This window comes from Bacillus sp. BP-3 (assembly GCF_028401955.1).
GTDB lineage: Bacteria > Bacillota > Bacilli > Bacillales > Bacillaceae_G > Bacillus_A.
In genome coordinates this window covers 297,814-320,502 of record NZ_JAQOTJ010000002.1, presented here as the reverse complement: position 1 = coordinate 320,502, position 22,689 = coordinate 297,814, and the positions used below count along the sequence as shown (strand labels likewise).

Annotated in this window: 21 protein-coding genes and 1 other annotated feature; of the genes, 7 read left to right on the top strand and 14 right to left on the bottom strand. The window is 38.1% G+C overall.

Translation table 11 applies throughout. The features are described 5' to 3' along the window. Window positions 1–206: 206 nt before the first annotated feature. From PLX19_RS04615 to opp3b, 4 genes are read right to left on the bottom strand one after another with little or no spacing between them, the layout of a single operon-like run. Window positions 207–1,142, bottom strand: coding sequence for an ABC transporter ATP-binding protein (locus tag PLX19_RS04615; RefSeq protein WP_272187324.1), 936 nt, complete (start codon window positions 1,140–1,142; stop codon window positions 207–209). Next, window positions 1,135–2,178 carry an ABC transporter ATP-binding protein gene (locus PLX19_RS04610; RefSeq protein ID WP_429755919.1) on the bottom strand — a complete coding sequence of 348 codons (1,044 nt, stop codon included), beginning with the start codon at window positions 2,176–2,178 and terminating at the stop codon, window positions 1,135–1,137. Before PLX19_RS04610 ends, PLX19_RS04615 begins: the two co-directional genes overlap by 8 nt. A gap of 21 nt (window positions 2,179–2,199) precedes the next feature. After that, window positions 2,200–3,216, bottom strand: coding sequence for an oligopeptide ABC transporter permease (gene opp3C, locus PLX19_RS04605; RefSeq protein ID WP_272187474.1), 1,017 nt, complete (start codon window positions 3,214–3,216; stop codon window positions 2,200–2,202). Next, a complete protein-coding gene (opp3b, locus tag PLX19_RS04600) occupies window positions 3,213–4,142 on the bottom strand; it encodes an oligopeptide ABC transporter permease (protein WP_272187322.1) in 930 nt (309 codons plus the stop codon). The genes opp3C and opp3b overlap by 4 nt, the downstream gene beginning before the upstream one ends. Before the next feature lie 475 nt (window positions 4,143–4,617). Here opp3b and PLX19_RS04595 point away from each other — a divergent pair, with 475 nt between their 5' ends. Both PLX19_RS04595 and trpS read left to right on the top strand, forming a co-directional pair. After that, window positions 4,618–4,989: a DUF3899 domain-containing protein gene (locus tag PLX19_RS04595; protein ID WP_429755920.1), complete on the top strand. Its 372-nt coding sequence runs from the start codon at window positions 4,618–4,620 to the stop codon at window positions 4,987–4,989. A 44-nt stretch (window positions 4,990–5,033) separates the two neighbouring features. Further along, window positions 5,034–5,250, top strand: a binding site (T-box leader). A gap of 127 nt (window positions 5,251–5,377) precedes the next feature. Continuing rightward, the gene (gene trpS / locus PLX19_RS04590) at window positions 5,378–6,367 is read left to right on the top strand and encodes a tryptophan--tRNA ligase (protein WP_272187321.1); all 990 of its coding nucleotides are present in this window, start codon (window positions 5,378–5,380) and stop codon (window positions 6,365–6,367) included. 364 nt (window positions 6,368–6,731) lie between these two features. On the opposite strand, the gene PLX19_RS04585 is transcribed toward trpS, so the two are convergent. The 5 genes from PLX19_RS04585 to PLX19_RS04565 all read right to left on the bottom strand — a co-directional run bounded on the left by PLX19_RS04585 (window position 6,732) and on the right by PLX19_RS04565 (window position 11,998). After that, window positions 6,732–7,478 (bottom strand): YjbA family protein, encoded by a 747-nt coding sequence (locus PLX19_RS04585; protein WP_272187320.1) that lies wholly within the window; start codon window positions 7,476–7,478, stop codon window positions 6,732–6,734. Between the two features lie 485 nt (window positions 7,479–7,963). Then, on the bottom strand, window positions 7,964–8,758 hold the full coding sequence (locus PLX19_RS04580; protein ID WP_272187319.1) for a DUF2268 domain-containing protein: 795 nt from the start codon (window positions 8,756–8,758) through the stop codon (window positions 7,964–7,966). An 86-nt stretch (window positions 8,759–8,844) separates the two neighbouring features. Continuing rightward, the gene (gene fabF / locus PLX19_RS04575) at window positions 8,845–10,083 is read right to left on the bottom strand and encodes a beta-ketoacyl-ACP synthase II (protein ID WP_272187317.1); all 1,239 of its coding nucleotides are present in this window, start codon (window positions 10,081–10,083) and stop codon (window positions 8,845–8,847) included. 29 nt (window positions 10,084–10,112) lie between these two features. Beyond that, the gene (gene fabH / locus PLX19_RS04570; protein ID WP_272187316.1) at window positions 10,113–11,045 is read right to left on the bottom strand and encodes a beta-ketoacyl-ACP synthase III; all 933 of its coding nucleotides are present in this window, start codon (window positions 11,043–11,045) and stop codon (window positions 10,113–10,115) included. A gap of 80 nt (window positions 11,046–11,125) precedes the next feature. Further along, window positions 11,126–11,998, bottom strand: a complete 873-nt coding sequence (locus tag PLX19_RS04565; protein WP_272187315.1) for a TetR/AcrR family transcriptional regulator — start codon at window positions 11,996–11,998, stop codon at window positions 11,126–11,128. Window positions 11,999–12,163: 165 nt separating this feature from the next. On the opposite strand from PLX19_RS04565, the gene PLX19_RS04560 reads away from it, so the two are divergent. Then, a complete protein-coding gene (locus PLX19_RS04560; RefSeq protein ID WP_272187314.1) occupies window positions 12,164–15,289 on the top strand; it encodes an efflux RND transporter permease subunit in 3,126 nt (1,041 codons plus the stop codon). Between the two features lie 298 nt (window positions 15,290–15,587). Here the strand turns inward: PLX19_RS04560 and PLX19_RS04555 are convergent, their stop codons facing one another. From PLX19_RS04555 to PLX19_RS04545, 3 genes are read right to left on the bottom strand one after another with little or no spacing between them, the layout of a single operon-like run. Beyond that, window positions 15,588–15,767: a ComZ family protein gene (locus tag PLX19_RS04555; RefSeq protein WP_020059831.1), complete on the bottom strand. Its 180-nt coding sequence runs from the start codon at window positions 15,765–15,767 to the stop codon at window positions 15,588–15,590. 40 nt (window positions 15,768–15,807) lie between these two features. Continuing rightward, complete coding sequence (locus tag PLX19_RS04550) at window positions 15,808–16,668, bottom strand: NAD-dependent epimerase/dehydratase family protein (protein WP_272187313.1); 861 nt, start codon at window positions 16,666–16,668, stop codon at window positions 15,808–15,810. Window positions 16,669–16,716: 48 nt separating this feature from the next. Beyond that, on the bottom strand, window positions 16,717–17,448 hold the full coding sequence (locus tag PLX19_RS04545) for an alpha/beta hydrolase (protein ID WP_272187312.1): 732 nt from the start codon (window positions 17,446–17,448) through the stop codon (window positions 16,717–16,719). A 156-nt stretch (window positions 17,449–17,604) separates the two neighbouring features. Here PLX19_RS04545 and PLX19_RS04540 point away from each other — a divergent pair, with 156 nt between their 5' ends. Continuing rightward, a complete protein-coding gene (locus PLX19_RS04540; RefSeq protein ID WP_272187311.1) occupies window positions 17,605–17,790 on the top strand; it encodes a YjzD family protein in 186 nt (61 codons plus the stop codon). Window positions 17,791–17,822: 32 nt separating this feature from the next. On the opposite strand, the gene clpB is transcribed toward PLX19_RS04540, so the two are convergent. Together clpB and PLX19_RS04530 are read right to left on the bottom strand one after the other, a co-directional pair. Further along, complete coding sequence (gene clpB, locus PLX19_RS04535) at window positions 17,823–20,429, bottom strand: ATP-dependent chaperone ClpB (RefSeq protein ID WP_272187310.1); 2,607 nt, start codon at window positions 20,427–20,429, stop codon at window positions 17,823–17,825. 395 nt (window positions 20,430–20,824) lie between these two features. Then, window positions 20,825–21,004 (bottom strand): YjzC family protein, encoded by a 180-nt coding sequence (locus PLX19_RS04530; protein ID WP_020059836.1) that lies wholly within the window; start codon window positions 21,002–21,004, stop codon window positions 20,825–20,827. Between the two features lie 394 nt (window positions 21,005–21,398). On the opposite strand from PLX19_RS04530, the gene PLX19_RS04525 reads away from it, so the two are divergent. From PLX19_RS04525 to PLX19_RS04515, 3 genes are all read left to right on the top strand, one after another. Next, entirely contained in the window at window positions 21,399–22,208 is an 810-nt protein-coding gene (locus PLX19_RS04525; protein WP_272187309.1) for a Cof-type HAD-IIB family hydrolase, read from the top strand. A gap of 98 nt (window positions 22,209–22,306) precedes the next feature. Continuing rightward, window positions 22,307–22,447 carry a competence protein gene (locus PLX19_RS04520; RefSeq protein WP_272187308.1) on the top strand — a complete coding sequence of 47 codons (141 nt, stop codon included), beginning with the start codon at window positions 22,307–22,309 and terminating at the stop codon, window positions 22,445–22,447. Further along, on the top strand, window positions 22,447–22,644 hold the full coding sequence (locus tag PLX19_RS04515) for a DUF3813 domain-containing protein (RefSeq protein WP_272187307.1): 198 nt from the start codon (window positions 22,447–22,449) through the stop codon (window positions 22,642–22,644). Before PLX19_RS04520 ends, PLX19_RS04515 begins: the two co-directional genes overlap by 1 nt. Window positions 22,645–22,689 lie beyond the last annotated feature (45 nt).

Here is a 22,689-nt window from a genome sequence, read left to right as displayed (position 1 = left end):
GTTAACATTTTATTCCTCTTTCTCGTTCCAAAATCAATACTCCTATTGATTTTTTGTTATTTTTTAACTTATTTAAATTATCTGAATATAACTGCGAGATTTTTATGATATATATTTTATTCAAAACACTATACTTTCTCTCTTTGTTTTTAAGTGTTCTTGTAAAAGCAAAAAACCGAGCACATTTTCCATGTGCTCGATTTCTCTTATTGATAGATTTCTTTAAACTTCTTATACTCAGCTTCTGAGCAAAGAACGAAATGTCCTGGACGAACTTCGCGCATTTGCGGCTCTTCATTACCGTATTGATGCTGAGATGGATCGTACACGATACGTTTACGATTGCGCTCATAATCTGGATCTGGAAGCGGAATTGCTGATAGTAGTGATTTTGTATACGGATGAATTGGATGCTCGTATAATTCTTCACTCGTCGCAAGTTCCACGATTTTCCCGTGATACATAACACCAATGCGGTCACTAATATATTTTACCATCGATAAATCATGGGCAATAAATAAGTATGTTAAACCTTTTTCTTTTTGTAACTTTTTCAATAAGTTAACTACTTGCGCCTGAATTGACACGTCAAGTGCTGAAATCGGCTCATCCGCAATAATAAAGTCCGGCTCTACTGCTAACGCTCTTGCAATTCCAATACGCTGACGTTGTCCACCAGAGAATTCATGCGGGAAACGACTTGCATGCTCACGGTTCAAACCAACCGTCTCAAGCAATTCATACACACGCTTCATACGATCTTCTTTGTTTTTAGCAAGACCGTGAATATCAATTCCTTCTGCAATGATATCGCCAACGCTCATACGCGGATTTAATGACGCGTATGGATCTTGGAAAATCATTTGCATTTTACGGTTAAATTTCTTTAGTTCAGCACGTGATTTTTTACCGTGTACATTTTTCCCGTCAAACAATACTTCGCCTGCCGTTGCGTCATATAAACGAATAATCGTTCTTCCCGTTGTCGATTTACCAGAACCAGACTCTCCTACAAGTCCGAATGTTTCTCCGCGGTAAATATCGAACGTAACATCATCAATCGCTTTTACAACTCCGCCGTTCACGTTAAAATATTGTTTTACATTTTTCACTTCAATTAATTTCTCACGATTATTAGTCATGCTGTTCACCCGCTTTCATTTGTCGAATACGTCTTTGGACAATTTCAGGTGGCTCTACTTTTGGAGCTTCTTCATGAAGCAACCACGTTGCTGCATAATGCGTATCACTTACTTTGAATAATGGTGGTTCCATTTCAAAGTCAATCTTTAACGCCTGTGGATTACGCGCTGCAAATGCATCGCCTTTTGGCGGCTTTAATAAGTCTGGCGGTGTTCCTGGAATTGCATATAACTCTTCTTCCCCACCCTCTAAACTTGGCATAGAAGCTAATAATCCCCAAGTATACGGATGTTTTGGATTATAGAAAATTTCATCAACTGTACCAATCTCTACAACTTTTCCTGCATACATAACAGCCACGCGGTCCGCTACATTCGCAACAACACCTAAATCATGCGTGATAAAAATGATAGAAGCTTCTGTTTTTTGCTGAATGTCTTTCATTAACTCTAAAATTTGTGCTTGAATTGTTACGTCAAGCGCAGTTGTTGGTTCATCGGCAATTAATAATTTCGGATTACAAGCAAGCGCCATAGCAATAACAACACGTTGTCTCATCCCACCTGAAAATTGGTGTGGATATTGTTTAAGACGCGCTTCCGGATTTGGAATCCCTACAAGGTCTATCAACTCTAACGCAACTTTACGAGCATCAACTTTACTCATTCCTTGATGTTTAATAAGACCTTCCATAATTTGATTACCAATTGTCATCGTTGGATTTAGAGATGTCATTGGATCTTGGAAAATCATCGCAATCTCTTTTCCGCGAATTTGTTGCATTTCTTTTTCAGACAACTTCGTTAAATCACGGCCGTCAAAAATAATTTCCCCATTCTTAATGCGTCCTGGCGGCTTTGGAATTAAGTCCATTAGTGCTTTAGATGTAACGGACTTACCAGAACCAGATTCCCCCACAATTGCTAGTGTTTCTCCCTTTTTCAAATCAAAAGTAACTCCACGCACTGCTTGTACTTCACCAGCATGTGTGTCGAACGAAACTTGTAAATCTTTTACTTCTAACAAAGTTTTCATCATTCCCTCTCCTTTCCTTCTTTATTTACGCATTTTTGGATCTAACGCATCACGTAAACCATCTGCTAATAAGTTAAATGCTAAAATTAACAAACTAATTACAGCCGCTGGAATAAACATCATATGTGGATATGTTTGAATTGACTTATACCCATCACTTACTAAAGAACCTAATGACGCTAACGGCGGTTGAATTCCAAGACCAATGAAACTTAAGAAAGCTTCTCCAAATACTGCATGTGGAATTGTAAACATTGTCATAACAATGATAGATCCCATTAAGTTCGGTACTAAATGTCTTACAATTAATTGCGTATTTGTCGCTCCAAGTGTACGTGACGCTAATACGTACTCTTGATTTTTCATTTTCAACACTTGTCCACGCACAATACGCGACATTCCAATCCATCCTGTAAGAGTCATCGCTAATGTAATTGATAAAATACCAGGATCCATTACAATTACCATTAAAATTACGATAATTAAGTACGGAATACCATTTAATACTTCAACAAAACGCTGCATAAAGTTATCAACACGGCCTCCGTAGAATGCGGAGATACCCCCATACGCAACCCCAATCACTAAATCAATTGCTGCTGCTAGTAATGCGATATATAAAGATACTCGTGTCCCTTCCCATGTTCTTGTCCAAATGTCACGCCCAAGATCATCTGTACCAAACCAGAAATAGTCTTTAATATCACGTTTCTCATACTGATCAACACCATATTGGTCTATACCATCAAAAGGCAACCAGTGAATGTGCTCTAAAACCGGTACTTTCGGCGGGATTTTCGCACGGTTTAAATCTTGATCTTTATAAGAATATTTACTCATCATTGGACCAAAAATCGCTAATAGAATAATTAAAGCGAGAATAACAATCCCAAAAACTGCACCTTTATGTTGAAACAAACGTCTTCTTACATCTTCCCAAAACTTTATACTTGGACGAGCAATAACCTCATTATCTGTATTGCTGCGATTTGCTGGTTGAAATAAATCTGGCGATATTTTTTGTAGATCTTTCATTATTTTTTCCCTCCCGCTAAACGAATACGAGGATCAACTACACCGTATAGTACATCGACAATAAAGATAACAAGAATGAAAAGTGCACTATAGAAAATTGTTGTACCCATAATAATTGTATAGTCGTTTAATGGAATAGACTTAACGAACTGTTCCCCTAAACCTGGTACAGCAAATACTTGCTCAACAACAAGTGTTCCTGTCATTAAAGCAGCAACCATCGGACCTAAAATCGTAATGATTGGGATAAGAGCATTTCGCAATGCATGTTTCACAATAATTACACCTTGACTAAGCCCTTTTGCTTTTGCTGTTAAAATGTATTCTGCTTGCATAACTTCTATTAATTCGGTACGTGCAAAACGAGCTATTGTAGCTACTACAGATACTGCCAATGCAATTGTTGGAAGAATTGTATATTCAAACCCTTTCCAAAACGCTACCGGTAACCAACCTAATTTTACTGCTATATAATATTGTAGTAGTGCCGCAAAAACGAATGCAGGTACAGACATTCCGAGTACCGAAATGAACGTCGCCCCGTAATCAGCCCACGTGTTCGTGCGAAGGGCTGCAACAATACCTAGTAATAATCCAATAATAGTTCCTAAAACAATTGCTTGAAAACCTAATTGTGCAGATGGACCAATGCGTCCAATAATCATATCTGTTACTGGACGGTTATCATACTGGAATGATACCCCTAAGTCACCTTTAGCTAAATTTTTCATGTAGTGAACATATTGCACTGGGAGCGGATCGTTTAATCCGTATTTTTCCAAAATGATTTCTTTTTGTGCTGGTGATAATTTCTCCTGATTTTTAAGCGGAGAACCCGGCAACAACTTCATTAAAAAGAATGTTAAAGTTGTGATTAAAAATAATGTAATGACCATGTACGCGAAACGTTGTAGTGTATAACGTCCCATAAATAGCACCTCCCCATTTTTTCAAAAGCAATAAGATAGTTTAAAATATTCTTACTATTATCTTTAAAAATAAGAGCATACGCCCATCATAGGCATATACCCTTGAAAACGATGGAATAAACTGCATTATTACTACCCTTTGTAATAAACCCATTAAAGCAAATCAGGTCCTCTAATTGCGCATTATGTACCTTCATTTGTAAAAAATTAGAATTAAAAGAATTATCTCCAAGTTTCTACAATTTTCATTATACATATAAAGAGGCGATTGTGAATATAATTTTTTATTTTTTTGTTAAAATTTTTAATTTACAGTGTATTTTGTATATAATTTGTAAAGACAGGACTTAACACTGAAGTTATCTCATTAAAGGAAAATGCGCAATTATATTTTTTTTCTAAAAATTCTTTATAGTATATATTATAACTTTTATAGTATAATAATTCTAGTAATTTTTTTGCGGAGGGGAAGCATTTGAATACATTTTTTTCACGTATTAGTATACTAATAGGAAGTACAATTGCGATTTCTGGCGCATATGCTGTTATATTTTCTAATTCTTTTTTGTTGAATTTTGTCAATATGATGTTTTATATTGCTTTACTCTTCATTATTGTCGGAGGATTTATATTTCTATTTCAACGAGGTTTTTTCAATGTAACAATATATGCTTTTAAAAAATTAGGTCAATCCAATAAAAAGATTGAATCTTTAATTGAGGAAGAAGAACGCGATCCGAAAGAAATATTATATCGAACCTATTCCTTTACATGGACATATCCTATCGTGATTACTGGGATCATTTTAGGAACATTATCAACAATTATTGGTTACACTATTAAATAATTTGCAAACGATTTATTGTATGTTATAATAGTACAAAATTTTATACGTATGCAATGAGAAAGAAGAGTACATATTGAGGCAATTTCAGAGAGCTTGTGGTTGGTGTGAACAAGTAATTGGGCAATATGGAATGGGCTTTTGAGCACCAATCCGAAACACTTTAGGAGTAGGCTTTGGCGTCACATCCAACGTTACAATGGATAAAGAGATTTTGCGTTTGCAAAATAATTAGGGTGGTACCGCGGTCCATTCGTCCCTATTTTTAGGGATGAATGGGCTTTTTTTATTGGAAAAGCGGAAGCGGCTCGTTCAAAACCACAAGACGTTAGGATTCTAGACGGAAATACGAAAAACGATAAACAATACACCTTTTCAAGGAGGAAATATTATGTCAGTTATTTTTTCAGGCATTCAGCCAAGCGGAACAATTACACTTGGGAACTATTTAGGAGCAATGAAGCAGTTTACAGAGCTACAAAATGAACACGATTGCTATTTCTGCATCGTAAACCAGCATGCAATTACTGTACCGCAAGACCAAGTACAACTTCGTAAAAACATTCGTAGTCTAGCTGCACTATACATAGCTTGCGGCATCGATCCAGACAAATCTACATTATTTGTACAATCAGAAGTTCCAGCACACGCTCAGCTTGGATGGATTATGCAGTGCACTGCGTATGTTGGGGAATTAGAGCGTATGACGCAATATAAAGATAAAGCAAAAGGCAGAGAATCTGTTCCAGCTGCTTTATTAACATACCCACCATTAATGGCAGCAGACATTTTACTATATAATACAGAAATTGTTCCAGTTGGAGAGGACCAAAAACAACATATGGAGTTAACGCGCGACTTAGCAGAGCGTTTTAACAAGCGTTATCGCGAAGTGTTTACAATTCCAGAAGTTCGCATTCCAAAAGTAGGCGCACGCGTTATGTCATTAACAGAGCCGACGAAAAAAATGAGTAAATCTGATCCAAATCCGAAATCGATGATTAGTTTACTTGATGATCCAAAAACAATTGAAAAGAAAATTAAAAGTGCTGTAACCGATTCAGACGGCATCGTAAAATTCGATAAAGAAAATAAACCAGGTGTATCAAACTTATTAACAATCTACTCTTCTTTCTCAGGGAAAACAGTAGAAGAATTAGAAGCTGAATACGAAGGTAAAGGATACGGCGACTTTAAAGGCGACTTAGCACAAGTTGTTGTAGAAGCAATCCGTCCAATTCAAGAGAAATATAATGAACTTATTAACTCTCCCGAATTAGACGAAATCCTTGATCAGGGGGCTGAAAAAGCAAACCGTGTCGCAATGAAACAACTTCGTAAAGTCGAAAACGCAATGGGATTAAGCCGAAAGCGAAGATAAGGAAGAAAAGCAGAGGCGGCTCGTTCAGAATCGCAGGGCGTTGGAGCTCCCTCGGTCGAGGTGCTTTTTACCTCGACCGAGGGAGCGAAACGACTGGAGATTCTAGCCGCTGGAGCTGGACATCATAGAAAAGCGGAGCTGACTGTTTAGGCCTGCTGGCTAAGGTTCTTCCACACGAGAAGGTTCTTAGACATGAGGGCCTAGGAGGCAGAGCTGGACATCTCGAAAAGCAGAGGCGGCTCACTCACATGCTGAATTTTACCGAAGCGTCTTTATATCGGGTGGAAGCGCCGATATATCTATATCCGCACATAAAAAAGGAATGATCCGAAAAGGCACATACGTGCCTTTTCGGTCATTCCTTTTAATTTACCTTTTGCTCATTTTCCATTTCCCACAACTTTTCAAAGAACGGTTGTCCTCTTACAAGTCGCTCACAGAGCTGTTCGTGTTTGTCTGACCATCCGTGCTTTGCTTCTTCATATAAACGGGTCCATACGTCTTCAAATGGCAGATGTTGCACAGCTGGATATGCTGCTGGATCCCATTCTGTAAACCAATAGCGAATTTCCGCTGGATTTTTCGTTGTATGTAGTTGATCTAGTGCCATAAAGAGCAGTTGTTTTAATTGTCGTTCTTTCCGCGTTAAGCCATTCATCATATGCGGGGAAGGTGATAAAATATGATGTTCCTTTTGTGATGCTTCCCCTTCAAAATCATATGTTTCTGCTTGTACGTTTTCTACCATTTCATACACCATTTGCTCTTGTCTTGGAATCAACCTACTTTTCCGGATTGGAATGTTGTACCCAATTGTATCAACTGCAATAATTCCTTTTCCATCTGATACAACAAAACAATATTCCTGCTGCAGCCGTTCATGGTTTTTTCGAATATACGCCTTATGATGTACGTCTTCCAATAGTTTTTGCGGAAGTTCTAGCAATTCGTTCTCGATGTAATGATATAATGTGGAATCTACTTTTACTAATGGTACTTGATCTAACAATTCGATCGTATCATCCTTCCGCCATTCATAGAAATGACAGACGTTATACCCGTTTTCTTCACCTTCAAACCAATTTACCCATACATCATGCAGATATAACATTGCTTACCCCTCACTTCACAACTGTTTGTAAATCTCATTATGGTCATCTTTCGTAAAATTTATTCCAAGTGAGGAAATATATTCTTCTTAATTAATTTCTTCATCATCCTCTATCTTTCATGCTTATACAGTGAAATTCCCATCAGTGGAATGTTTCTTCCTCCTCCACTGATGGGAATTCGCTTCTCGTCGAATTTTGAGCTAGAGATTTATCCCGCTATTTGCGGGCAGTAATACTCCCACCTCAAAATTCAGCGAAAGCATTGTCCAGCTCTAGCGGCTAGAATCTCCGGTCGTTTCACCCCCTCGGATGAGGCAAAAAAGCGCCTCTCTGCCTTTGGCACGGGCGTCCTGCGATTTTGAACGAGCCGCTTCCGCTTTTCTTAAGAAGTTAGGTGGGAGATAAACTGTCCGTAAAGGCCCAATTGATGAGGGCTTTTAATCAGTGGGGGATGAAGAAAACCCCCACTGATTAAAGTTTCACTTTATGCGGGTGAAAAAGATAACGCCCCTTCTAAAATAGCTTTCGCATCCATTCCTAATAAAGAAGTTGTGTTCCATCGTTTATGCTCTACACAATCTTTTACAATATGAAATCCCACAGCATATCCAAGCATTTTCGGATAGAATAATCCTCGTCCATTTAGCAATATATCGTGCTCGCGCGTCCCTCGTTGTATCTCCTGCTTATCTTGTATAAACCGGCGCCAAAACATAATTGCTTCTTCTTTTTCGTAATAAGACACCCACGGCGCATAGTAGCTTTCTCCATGCCGTTCATACACCGCATGTTCCGCTAATCCCTCCATCACCATTGTATCCAAAATGGTATATGCCCCTTCTCCCTTCTCACTAGCATGAATCCGACAGATATGATGATACTCATGAGTAAGCAATGCCTTAAGCTCAGCAATCGAACTTTGTGTACTTACAAATAAAAACAAAGCATTTCGCATTGCTAATCCCGCTTTTCCGTTATATTCTCGTTGAACAGTTCGGTTATACGGATCTGATAACAAAATAAATACTGGTATATTAGGACCTTTTAACCATTGCTGCAATTTTTTATATTCTACCGCCAATCGCTCCCATACTCGTTCTTTTTGCAATATGTCTATATCTTCTTCACCACCTACTACTGGGCGAAACATTCCTTTTGATACAAGAAATCGATACAACGCTTCTTTCTGGAGCGGAATATACTTTGTAAACTTCTCACAAATTTTTTCCGGCTCTTGATAATACGTACGCATCCACTCCGCCGTTTGAACCACTCCCATCTCTCCCACTCTCCTTTTGTTCCATACATATGCAACAAAACGAAAGAAGGCATAAAAAAAATGCAGATTTTTATCTGCACTTTTTATTATTTATATTCTTTAAATATTAATGCTGCGTTATGACCACCGAAACCTAATGAGTTACTTAATACAGCGCGTACTTTTTGTTGTCTCGCTTGATTTGGCACACAATCTAGATCACACTCTGGATCTGGTGTTTCATAGTTAATTGTTGGTGGAACAACGCCATCTGTAATTGTTTTCACAGATATAATCGCTTCTACCGCACCAGCTGCACCTAATAAATGTCCTGTCATTGATTTCGTTGAGCTTACCGCTACTTTATATGCATGCTCACCAAATACTTCTTTAATTGCCATCGTTTCATATTTTTCATTCGCTTCAGTACTTGTACCGTGCGCATTAATGTAATCGATATCTTCTGGCTTTAGACCTGCTTCTTCTAACGCTTGACGCATCGCACGAACGCCACCTTCACCACCAGGAGCCGGAAGCGTAATATGGAATGCATCGCCTGTTGCTCCGTATCCAACGATCTCAGCATAAATATGTGCACCGCGCGCTAACGCATGCTCTAATTCTTCTAATACAAGAATCCCAGCTCCTTCTCCCATTACGAAGCCGCTTCGGTTTTTATCGAACGGACGACAAGCAGTTGCTGGATCTTCATTAAATGTTAATGCTTTAGCTGAACAAAATCCAGCAACCGCCATGTTTGCTAACGGTGCTTCTGCTCCGCCTGTAATCATCGCATCTGCATCTCCGCGCTGAATCACTTTAAATGCATCACCAATAGAATGTGCACCTGATGCACAAGCTGTCACTGTACATGTATTAATCCCTTTTGCACCTAATGCAATGGAGACTTGACCTGCAGCCATATCTGGAATCATCATCGGTACGAGAAACGGGCTAACGCGGCGTGCGCCTTTTTCCATAAAGATTTTGAACTGCTCTTCGTATGTTTCCATACCACCGATTCCGGATCCAATCCATACACCAATGCGCGGTCCGTTTTCTTCAGTAATTTCTAGCTTTGCATCTTCTACAGCCATTTTTGCTGCTGCTACTGCATATTGTGTAAAGCGGTCCATACGACGCGCTTCTTTTTTATCAATATATTTTTCAACTTCAAAGTCATTAATTTCCGCGGCCACTTTCACCGGAAATTGATCTGCATCTAAGCGGGTAAGACGTCCGATTCCAGATACACCATTTTTAATATTTTCCCAAGCAGTTTCTACATCCGTTCCTACTGGAGTAACTGCTCCTAATCCTGTAATTACAACACGCTTTTTTTCCATACAAAAATACACTCCTTTTCTCTCAGTCCTTATTTACCCCAACGAAGAGCAACTGCTCCCCATGTTAATCCGCCGCCAAAACCAACTAATATGATGAGATCACCATCTTGAATACGTCCATTTTGCAATTCTTCTACCATCGCAATTGGAATTGAAGAAGCTGACGTATTCCCAAACTTGGCAATTGTCGTACTCATTTTTTCTTGTGGTAAATTTAGCCGTTCTCTCGCCGATTCCATAATACGAATATTTGCTTGGTGAGGCACTAAAAAGTCCACATCTTCTTTCGTAAGACCCGCTTTTTCTAAAACGCGAAGACACGAATCACCGAGCTGACGAACAGCAAACTTAAATACTTCTCTGCCATTCATCATAACATATTCATCACGATAAAGGTGTTTACCACCACTTCCATCTGCTCCTAATTCAAATGAAAGAATGCCTTTCCCTTCTGAAACAGCCCCCATAACAACAGCGCCTGCTCCATCTCCAAATAAAACAGCTGTATTTCGATCATTCCAATCTACAATTTTAGATAATTTATCGCTACCAATTACTAATATATTTTTATAAGTTCCAGTTTGAATAAATTGTTGCGCTGTAATCATTCCATACATAAAACCAGCACAAGCTGCACCTAAATCCATCGCTGCTGCATGCTTTGCTCCGATTTCTTCTTGAACTACGCAAGCAACCGCTGGAAACGAACGGTCTGGTGTTACTGTTGCAACTAAAATAAGATCAATTTCTTCTCCGCTAATCCCTGCATTTTCAAGTGCTTTTTTTGCAGCTTCCACAGCCATATGTGAAGTATCTATTGTATCATCAGCAATTCGTCTTTCTTCAATTCCTGTTCTTGTTCGAATCCATTCATCAGATGTATCCATTATTTTCTCTAAGTCGTGGTTTGTGACAATTTTTTCTGGCACATATCTCCCGATCCCTAAAATGCCTACATTCACAATGCAGCCCTCCGATTTATATCAATTATTATGACTTGGTACTAATTTTAAATGATAAATTCTCTTTTGTCTATATATTATTAGTTTGTTATTTTATAGTACATTGCCAGTCTTTCCCGAAAATCACGCAATTCTGGATACAATTTTAAGTTGGACAACATCCCTTGAATTACTGGAACGCGCGGATGTTCCGTTTTCATTTCTGACTCTAGTACATCTAGCGTAACCATTAATTCCTCGTTTCCTAATTGATCTACTAACGTACGTTTTAACTGAATAATTTCATTTATAAATAATCCTTCCTTATGCCCATTCATTACATTCGCATTACAAAAAAAATGATTAAGTTCTCGTTCTACAATGACTGGTTCGTCTTTTGAAAGTTGCAGCCCTGCTACGATATCATCCATTCTCTTTAAGATAAATTTTGCCGTATACGGTATATCTAAATTTACCATATTAAAGATAATTAACTCTAAATACGCATGTGAGATTCCTTCTAATATAATAATTAAATCAACTAGATGAGGGACAATCTCTTCTCCATAAATAGGAAGTAAATTGTTTCGATAAAAAGCATGTGATTCTAATTTCATCCTCGTCATAAATGCTTCTACTTCTTTATTAAAGGGAATTACATTTTCTCTCATACACATAATGATAAATTCTTTTTTTTGCTGTAATTCATAAAACTGACAGCACAATTGCTTTTCAAACTTCTCACGCGGAAGTAATGGTTCTTTTTCAAAATCCATCAGTTTATTCTGAATCTGATCGTAGTAATACTCTAGCGTTGCCAATACTAACTTATCTTTCGATTTAAAATGCAAATAAAAAGCACCTTTCGAAATGCCGCAGTCTGTTGCAATCTCTTGAATAGACGTTGCATTCACGCCTTTCATCGCAAATAGTTTAATTGCTGTTTCAATTATTAACCGTTCTTTTTCCTTCATTTTTTCCTCTCCTAAAAAAACACTCTTATCCGCATTATGACTCATCAGTCAAAAATTGCAAGTAGTTCACAGTATTTTACCTTTTCGTTGACTGTTGACCGGTCAGTCATTTATACTTTGTTTGTTATGACCGATGAGTCAATTTCAATACAAAGGAGCGTAGAAATGAATAAAATTATTAACTTTTCGTTAAACAATAAGTTCGCAGTCTGGCTATTAACGATTATTATAACGATTGCAGGAATCTATTCTGGCCTTCGCATGAAGTTGGAAACAATCCCGGACATCACAACGCCACTTGTGACAGTGACGACTGTGTATCCTGGTGCTACTCCAGCTGAGGTAACAGAAAAAATTTCAAAACCAATCGAACAACGACTGCAAAATTTAAGTGGAGTAAACGTTGTCAGCTCCTCTTCTTATCAAAATGCGTCTTCTATTCAAGTAGAATATAACTTTGATAAAAATATGGAAAAGGCAGAGACAGAAGTAAAAGAGGCACTCGCTAACTTACCTTTACCGGAAGGCGTAAAAGAGCCAAAGATTTCTCGCCTGAGCATCAATGCTTTTCCTGTTATTTCATTAAGCGTTACAAATAAAAATGAATCTCTTGCACAGCTAACGCAGCGAGTAGAAAAAGATATCATACCAAACTTACAAGGTATAGACGGTGTTGCCGATGTGCAAATTTCCGGTCAACAAGTAGAAGAAGTACAGCTCGTCTTCAACAAAGAGAAAATGAAAGAATTAGACCTAAGCGATGATACAGTCAAGAACATGATTAAAGGTTCTAACGTTTCGATGCCGCTAGGACTGTATACATTTAAAGATAAAGAAAAATCCGTTGTCGTAGATGGCAACATTACAACGTTAAATGCTTTAAAAGAAATGAAGATTCCGCTGATCCCTTCTACAAGCCAAGGAAGTTCACATGGACCGGCTCAGGCACAGCAACCTAGTATGAATCCAGTTGCAGCGGGACAAATACTGGGTATCCCGGCAGTATCATTGCAAGATATTGCTGATATTAAACAAGCCGGAAAAGCAGAATCGATTTCGCGTACAAATGGAAAAGAAGCAATCAGCCTACAAATTGTAAAAGCAGCTGATGCAAATACGGTTGACGTTGTCAATGCTGTAAAAGACAAAGCAAATGATTTTGAAAAGAAATTTAATAACATCGAAATCACTTCAACATTCGACCAAGGTGAACCAATCGAAAAATCCGTTAGCACAATGTTAAATAAAGCTATTTTCGGTGCTATTTTCGCTGTGATTATCATCATGTTGTTCTTGCGTAACATTCGAACAACACTTATTTCTGTTATTTCAATTCCACTTTCTTTATTAATTGCAATTTTAGTATTAAAAGAAATGGATATTACATTAAATATCATGACGCTTGGAGCAATGACTGTCGCTATTGGCCGCGTTGTCGACGATTCCATCGTTGTTATCGAAAATATTTACCGGCGCATGGCTTTACCAGGTGAAAAATTAAAAGGAAAAGACTTAATTCGTGAAGCAACGAAAGAAATGTTCGTGCCGATTATGTCATCGACAATCGTAACCATCGCTGTCTTTTTACCACTTGGTCTTGTGAAGGGAATGATCGGAGAACTATTCTTACCGTTTGCTTTAACAATTGTTTTCGCCTTATTAGCATCTCTTCTTGTAGCTGTTACAATTGTTCCAATGATGGCACATTCTTTATTCAAAAAGGAAAGTGCGAAAGAAAAACAACATAATCATGAAGAGAAACCAAGTAAACTTGCTAATAGATATAAACACCTTCTAGAATGGGTATTAAACCATAAAATTATTACATCTAGCATTGCGGTTTTATTATTAATCGGAAGCATTGCACTTCTTCCGATTGTAGGTGTAAGTTTCTTACCATCTGAAGAAGAGAAAACAGTAATCACTTCTTACAATCCGGAACCAGGACAAACATTGCAAGATGTCGAAAATATTGCGACAAAAGCAGAAGATTATTTTAAGAAAAATAAAGATGTGAAAACAATTCAATTCTCGCTTGGCGGAGAAAATCCGATGAGCCCAGGTAAGTCGAACCAAGCATTATTCTTTGTTCAATACAAAAATGATACAAAGAACTTTGAGAAGGAAAAAGAAAAAGTTGTGAAAGATCTGCAAAAGATGACAGACAAAGGAGAATGGAAAAACCAAGACTTCTCATCTGGCGGAGGCAACAATGAAATTAAGTTATACGTATACGGCGATAATTTAGAAGAGATTAAACCCGTTGTAAAAAACGTTCAAAATATCATGAAAAAAGAAAAAACGTTAAAAGATGTCGATTCAAGCCTTTCTAAAACATACGATGAATACACATTAGTGGCAGATCAAGAGAAGTTAAGTAAACTCGGATTAACTGCTGCACAGGTTGGCATGGGACTTTCCGAATCTCACGACCGCCCTATCTTAACAACAGTTAAAAAAGACGGCAAAGAGATGAATGTGTATGTTGAAGTGAACAAGCAAAACTATGAAAATGTCGATGACTTAACAAATCGAAAAATACAAACGCCGCTAGGTACAGAAGTGGCTGTAAAAGACATTATGACGGTAAAAGAAGGAGAAACGTCTAATACCGTAACAAGACGCGATGGCCGCGTATATGCAGCAGTAACCGCAAAACCAACGACAGACGATGTCGCAAAAGCTACTCGTAACATTCAAAAAGAAGTAGATAAGCTAGACTTACCATCTGGCATTGATGTGTCAATGGGCGGTGTATCGAAAGACATTCAAGAATCCTTTACACAACTTGGCTTAGCGATGTTAGCTGCCATTGCGATTGTATACTTCGTTCTTGTTGTAACATTCGGCGGAGCACTGGCTCCATTTGCGATTTTATTCTCGCTTCCATTTACGATTATCGGCGGCGTTGTTGCCTTATTAATTTCCGGTGAAACATTAAGCATCTCTTCTATGATTGGCGCCCTTATGTTAATCGGTATCGTTGTTACAAACGCTATCGTATTAATTGACCGCGTTATTCATAAAGAACGTGAAGGTTTCACAACGCGCGAAGCATTATTAGAAGCTGGTGCAACAAGATTACGCCCAATTTTAATGACAGCTATCGCAACGATTGGCGCCTTACTTCCACTTGCATTAGGATTTGAAGGAAGCGGTCTTATCTCAAAAAGTCTTGGCGTCACAGTAATCGGAGGGTTAACAAGCTCTACACTATTAACATTATTAATCGTACCGATTGTGTATGAAGTAGTAAGTAAATTCAAACGAAAAAATAAGGTGAAACTTTAATCAGCCCTACCTATCTTCTTAGCTTCTCTCTGTATTTTGAGGTGGGGGGTCTTACTGCCCACAAATAGCGGGATAAAAAAAGAGACCTTTCCGCCAAGACGGAAAGGTCTCTTTTATATAGTCACTACTACACAAAATACAACATGACCTGCACTTGCTTTCTCCTTTTGTTTTAATCTTGCACGTGGCAGAAATAGGCCCTGACCACCTCTATGCACGGCCAGATACTCTCGCCCACACTAAAAAGAAAGCGGTTTTTATGTCGGTTTTTTCAATTCGTATTTATATAGAAGCTATTTTACTCTTTTGCATCCGCTTTCCCAAGTTCATACGCTTCGCCCATAACCTTCATTAATAATTCTAATACAGGCTGCGCTTTTGCCATATCCAACGCCACGCCGTGATCATCTAAAATGGCCTTCGCTTCCGGCAAATGTTTCATTGCGATTTGTAAAAACTGCATATTTTTTTCGTTCATTTTCTCTCATCCTTTCCACATCAAAACTCTCTTTTCTAGTTTACCACGTGTTACTCGTCTCGTATAACTCCCTATATTTTTTTATATGAGAAATTTGACGCTGCATCCCCTGTTCTAAAGAAAATTTACTTGGAATAACGATCTTTTCTTCCTCGCCTGTTAAGCACTCTTTCTCCTGTATTTGAAAAGCCTCTGTTTTCTGTAATAGCTCTATCCCTTTTTGCCACCGTTTTTCCTCTTCACTGCAAAGAGAATATATTTTCATTTCCATTTTTCTTTGACCAATCGTATATAAATAGTTCGCAACATCTTCCACATATAAAAGATCACATGTACATTCTTCTACCCTAAGAGAAATCGTTTGTTGTTTTAATCGAGCTAAAATGATGTTGTGATATGCCATAAATGTCGGTTGCCACGGTCCATATACTGCCGGAACACGTAGTATGCAGTAATCCGCATCACCTTTTTGTACTTCTCGTTCAATTTTTGAAAAAAGCATACGATTTTCATTGCTACTACAAGCACGACTTACTTCTACAGAAGATGAAATAACGAACCTTATTTCTTTTCGTTTGCAAAAACTCTCAAAACGCTTTACATATTGCAATATGCTACGCTCATTTCTAAAATTCTTTTGCTGATTCGGCTCACATAAGCAAAAGTATGCAGCATCAATATTTGTTTTCTCCAAAATTTCCCATCCATCATGGTCCCCTAGCGAAAAATACTTAAACAATGCGTTTCGACCAATTAAACATAATTTTTCTTCATTTATCTTGGAAACACTGTTCATATCATCAAAATCAAACGCATACACTTCAATCTCTTCTTCAAGAAACTTCTGCACAAGATGATAACCTATAAATGTTAACGCCCCAACAACAATGACTCGTTTCATTTTCTTTCCCTCCTCTCATAGATAAAAAGCTCCTTATGTATAGGAGCTTTATAAATCTTCATACCACTTAAAAAACTGACATGCATTTTGCGCCATTTTATATTTTACATCTTGTAAATGAAAGGATAATGAAGTCGGACAATTTTCTTGCAAACGCTTCTTTTCATATTCCCGAAGCAACTGTTTTCGTTCCTTTTTTTCTTGAGCAGATACAAATATTCTTACCGGAATGGAGGATACTAAATACGGAAATGCTTTCTTTTCAATTTTCAGTCGCAATTCCGATTCTGTTGCATCATATGCTTGCATCAATTCACGAATTAACCGCTTATAAAAAAATTTGTGCTCTTTTTCAATTTCAACGTGTGCCGGTAAATGAAGGCACGGATTAAACATAAGAACAGAGCGCACACACTCAGGATACCGCGCCATCATTTGCAGGGCAACAAGTGCCCCCATTCCTTCTGCTACAATATGAATTTTTTCGTTTAAAATCTCCTTTTTCATGACGACATGATACAGCCGCTTCGCTAAACGAACTGCTTGTTCATTCCCCCAATGTCTGCCGTATAAATTAGAAGAAAAAATTGTATAACCCTTCTTTCGCAATTCGTTTAAAAATTGTAACCGCCCGGCATGTTGCAGCCATAAACTTGTACCATTCTCAATGAAGTAATTGTAGTCGCCTAATAACAGTATCCCAAATCCATTTGGCTTTTCTGGCAAATGAATTACACATGGCTCTTGTTCTAAAAAGAAAAAACGTTCTGTAATACTCATACTTCTCCCGCCTTATATGACAACATCTAATTTACTCTTTTATAATGTATGATACAAAAAGCAATTTGCTTTGCAAAAACGACAAATATTTTTTCTATATTCTTTTTCGAGTTATGATACAATAAAAACAAACTGAACGAATAGAGGTGTAAGAAGATGCGTGTATTTTGGGCCTTTTTCTGGTCGTTCTTGCTTGTGCAAATGATGAGCTACGTAATTAGCGCGATGACGCCAGGCGTTACATACGATTTTGGGCAAGCGTCTATTTTTTCTGTAGTTATTACTGTACTTGTAATCGTACTTGGAGCTTTAATTCCAAACGAACCTGCACAGCAGCATTAATAAAAAAGAGTCCGGATACCCGGACTCTTTTTTTATTGAACTTTGGCAACTATCTCGTTATTTGAAACATCAATCAATACATGACTATGATCTGTAATCGTGCCCGCAATAAGCGCACGCGCTAACTTCGTTTCAATTTGGCGCTGTACGTAGCGTTTTAGAGGACGCGCACCGTACATTGGATCAAATCCAGATTCTACAACAAACTCTTTTGCAACATCGGTAAGTTCTACTGTAATATGGCGGTCTGTTAAACGATTTTGCAACTCTTTCACAATTTTATCAACAATACCTTTTATTTCATTTGTTGTAAGTGGTTTAAAGAGAATAATTTCATCCACACGATTTAAAAACTCTGGGCGAAAGTGACGGCGAAGTTGTCCCATTACAAGATTTCTTGCTTCTTCTTGAATAGAGCCATCTTCTCCTAACCCTTCTAATAAATATTGCGATCCGATATTGGATGTCATAATAATCACTGTATTTTTAAAATCAACTGTACGTCCTTGCGAATCTGTAATACGACCATCATCCAACATTTGCAATAAAATATTAAACACTTCCGGATGTGCTTTTTCAATTTCATCTAATAAAATAACAGAATACGGTTTACGGCGCACAGCTTCTGTTAATTGGCCGCCTTCTTCATATCCGACATACCCAGGAGGCGCTCCGATTAATCGAGATACGGCATGCTTTTCCATGTACTCAGACATATCAATTCGAATGATTTGTTCTTCGCTATCAAATAATGACTGCGCCAATGTTTTCGCAAGTTCTGTTTTCCCAACACCTGTCGGTCCTAAGAAAATGAACGAACCAATCGGACGATTTGGATCTTTAATTCCAGCACGAGCGCGCAGCACTGCATCCGCCACAAGACCAACCGCCTCTTCTTGTCCGATGACACGCCCTGATAATATTTGCTCTAAACGAAGTAACTTCTCACGTTCTCCTTCTACGAGCTTTGCAATCGGAATACCAGTCCAGCGCGATACGATATTTGCAATTTCTTCTTCACTTACTTCTTCACGAAGAAGACGGTTGTCTTGCTGTTTATTCGCACTTGCTTCTTCCGCTTCTTTCAATTCTTTTTCTACAGCTGGAATTTTGCCGTGACGAAGCTCTGCTGCTTTATTTAAATCGTAATTTCCTTCCGCTTCTTCTAGCTCCCTTCGCAAACGCTCTAAGCTTTCGCGTAAATCGCGCACCTTATGAATTTCTTCTTTCTCTTTTTGCCACTGCGCCCGCATTCCACTCGCTTTTTCTTTTAAATCCGACAACTCACGCTGCAATGTTTGCAGGCGCTCCCTACTTGCACGGTCCGTTTCTTTACTGAGCGCAGCCTCTTCAATTTCTAACTGCATAATACGACGCGTGATTTCGTCTAGCTCTGTTGGTAGCGAATCAATTTCTGTCCGAATCGTTGCACATGCTTCATCAACTAAATCGATTGCTTTATCTGGTAAGAAACGATCAGAAATATAGCGATCCGATAACGTTGCAGCTGCGACAAGAGCACGATCATGAATATTCACACTATGGTAAATTTCAAATCGTTCTTTTAAACCGCGCAAAATAGAAATCGTATCTTCAACTGTCGGCTCTTCAGCTAATACTTGTTGGAAACGACGCTCTAATGCCGGATCTTTCTCAATATATTTGCGATATTCATCAAGCGTTGTCGCCCCGATGCAATGCAGCTCTCCACGCGCTAACATTGGTTTTAACATATTTCCGGCATCCATTGCTCCTTCTGTTTTACCAGCGCCTACAATGGTATGCAGCTCGTCGATAAATAATAAAATCTTTCCTTCACTCTTTTTAATTTCATTTAAGACCGCTTGCAAGCGCTCTTCAAATTCACCGCGGAATTTCGCACCTGCAACAAGCGCGCTCATATCAAGCGCAAAGATCGTTTTATCTTTTAACCCTTCCGGTACATCTTTACGAACGATACGTTGCGCTAATCCCTCAACGATTGCTGTTTTCCCAACACCAGGTTCACCAATTAATACAGGATTATTTTTTGTTTTACGCGACAAAATGCGAATCACACGGCGGATTTCACTATCACGTCCAATGACTGGATCAATTTTCCCTTGTCTTACTTCCGCTACTAAATCACGACCATATTTCTCTAAAGCTTCGTATGTTACTTCTGGATTTTGACTCGTCACTTTTTGATTCCCCCGAACTTCTGTTAATGCTTGCAATAACGCTTCTTTCGTAATACGAAGTGACACAAATAATTCACGTATATCACTCGTTCTCTTTTCATCACATAATGCAAGAAGAATATGTTCCACTGAAATATAATCATCTTGCAAATGCTTCGCTTCTTCTTCAGCTCTTACAAGCAGCCCCTGAAGTGCGCTTGTAATATAAATCTTGCCTACTTCTGCGCCGCCTCCTGTAACCGATGGCTTTCGCTTTAGTAAGCGTTCTGCCGCCTGCATTAACTGATCTATATTTATATTCATCTTTTGAAAAATACGTATTGCTAATCCATCTTGCTGCTGAAGAAGCGCGGCTAAAAGATGTACAATATCAATATCTTGATGATGATGCTTAGTAGCAATTGATTGTGCACCCATAATCGCTTCTTGTGTTTTTGTCGTCATTCGATTTAAGTCCATCGTGCCACAACTCCTTTATAGTTTGACTTTTTTTGACCTTTGATTTGATTATACGACAAATTACCTATTTTATTCAACGATGAGAACTTTATGACGATCTTATTTTTTGTAACTACTCAGCCATACATTTCATTCAGGAGTTTGGTAAGGGAGATGATTCCTGTGAAAATACACCCCTTATTATCTATAAAAAGTTATTTTCATTTTTAGCATATAGATGTTTTCAGCCTTTGCGTGTGACAGGAAAAGGCCTTGACCGCTCCTATACATAACCAGTCCCTCCCTGGCCATTTAAAAAAATGCTCTTCTGCCTTTTTTTCATAGAGTGACTGAGTTGTTATCTTTTTTTACTTATTTACCACAAGAAATCCCGCAGCTTATAACTGCGGGATTTCTTATGGTCTTCGTTTATATGTCCATTGTCTATTTTGGTTTGTAACTTCCGGAAATTTATCTCCAGCAGAGAGCTTTACCATTTTTGGATCCTTAACCATACTCCCTGTTTCACCAATTTCAACATAGATACCATCATTGGGTGCTTTTTGACCAGCTCGGAATCGATGACTTTGTCCCATATTCATTCTCCTTCCATTCCATTATTACATCTTTAGTATGTCCCATTTTACAAAACCTTTTCTGTTATGTTTAGGAAACCATGCTCATATAATGAAATTACACATTTTAGCAGGAGATACATCAGTATATGTAGAAACAAAAAAAACTGGCCATAAAGACCAGCATCAAAGGAGAGTCAAACAACTTATACGAGAAGATTACATTCTCATTATAAACATGATACCCCCCGCTTTGTAACCCCTTTCACAAATTGTACAAAAGGAAAGGAACATTATTCGAACTTTCAGAATAAAACTTGACTTTTCTCGTTACCAATGACAAATAGTAGACAACGTGATCGTACAGGAATTAAGATGAATATACACAAAACTTTTTATAAAAGGTGTGAGACGCATGAAAAAACAGCATTTAATTGCATTAGATTTAGATGGCACTTTACTTACAGATCAAAAAATAATTTCAGCTCGTACAAAACAAACCATTGCAAAAGCAAAAGAACAAGGCCATATCGTTGTGATCTCAACGGGCCGTCCATTTCGTGCGAGTCATGCATATTATAAAGAACTTGGCTTAAATACACCGATTGTAAATTTCAACGGCGCATACGTTCATCATCCACTTGATACGAACTGGGGAATGCATCACTCTCCACTTGAACTTACTACTGCACAAGAAATCGTTCGTACGTGTATGGAATTTGGAGTGGAAAATATTTATGCAGAAGTAATTGATGATGTATATATGAAACAACTTGATGAAGACAAAAAACATATTTTTGAGTTCGGATCACCCAAAATTTTCACAGGTGATTTACTCAACATTTTACAAGATCATCCAACTTGCTTATTAATTGATGCACATGAGTCAAAATCAAACTTTATTCGTCAACATTTAACAGATATGCATGCAGAAGTAATCGATCACCGTAAATGGGGAGCTCCTTGGCCGATTATTGAAATCGTGAAAAGCGGGTTAAATAAAGCAATTGGCTTACAAAGAATTTCAAATTACTACCATATCCCAAAAGAGCGTATCATCGCGTTTGGTGATGAAGATAACGATTTTGAAATGATTGAATTTGCCGGGCACGGAATCGCTATGGGGAATGCCATTCCAGAATTAAAATCATTAGCAAATCACATAACGTTATCAAATGAAGAAGACGGCATTGCTCTTTATTTAGAGGAGGCACTTGGATTGTAAGGTGAAAATTCCCTACTTATAGTATGACGCCAATCGCACATACTATAGGAGACACAGCAAATGTGTCCATGCTTTTCTGCTAAAAGGGGGCATTACGAATGGGTAAAAAGAACAAATCAAAACGTTTCGTGCAACAAGGGACAGATTCTGTTATGAAACACGATGCAAGATTCCCATACCGTGGTACATTAGCTGAAGCAGAAAAAGAACGAAATAACTCTTCTCTCGGAGGGTTCTAATGAGTAACTTACTATTCCAACAAGCACGAGATGCCGTCTCACAAGCTGTATCTTGTTCCAATGACAGCGAACAGCAAGCACTTGTTAATCAAGCAAAAAATGCATTGTTGTCCGCTTATACCAATTCTTCTACTGCCGAAAAAGTACAATTACGCGAAATGCAAGAAGAGCTTCAAAGCATTTCAACAACTGAGTAACTACGACTAGAGAAACAAATAAAAAGAGGACCAAATACGGTCCTC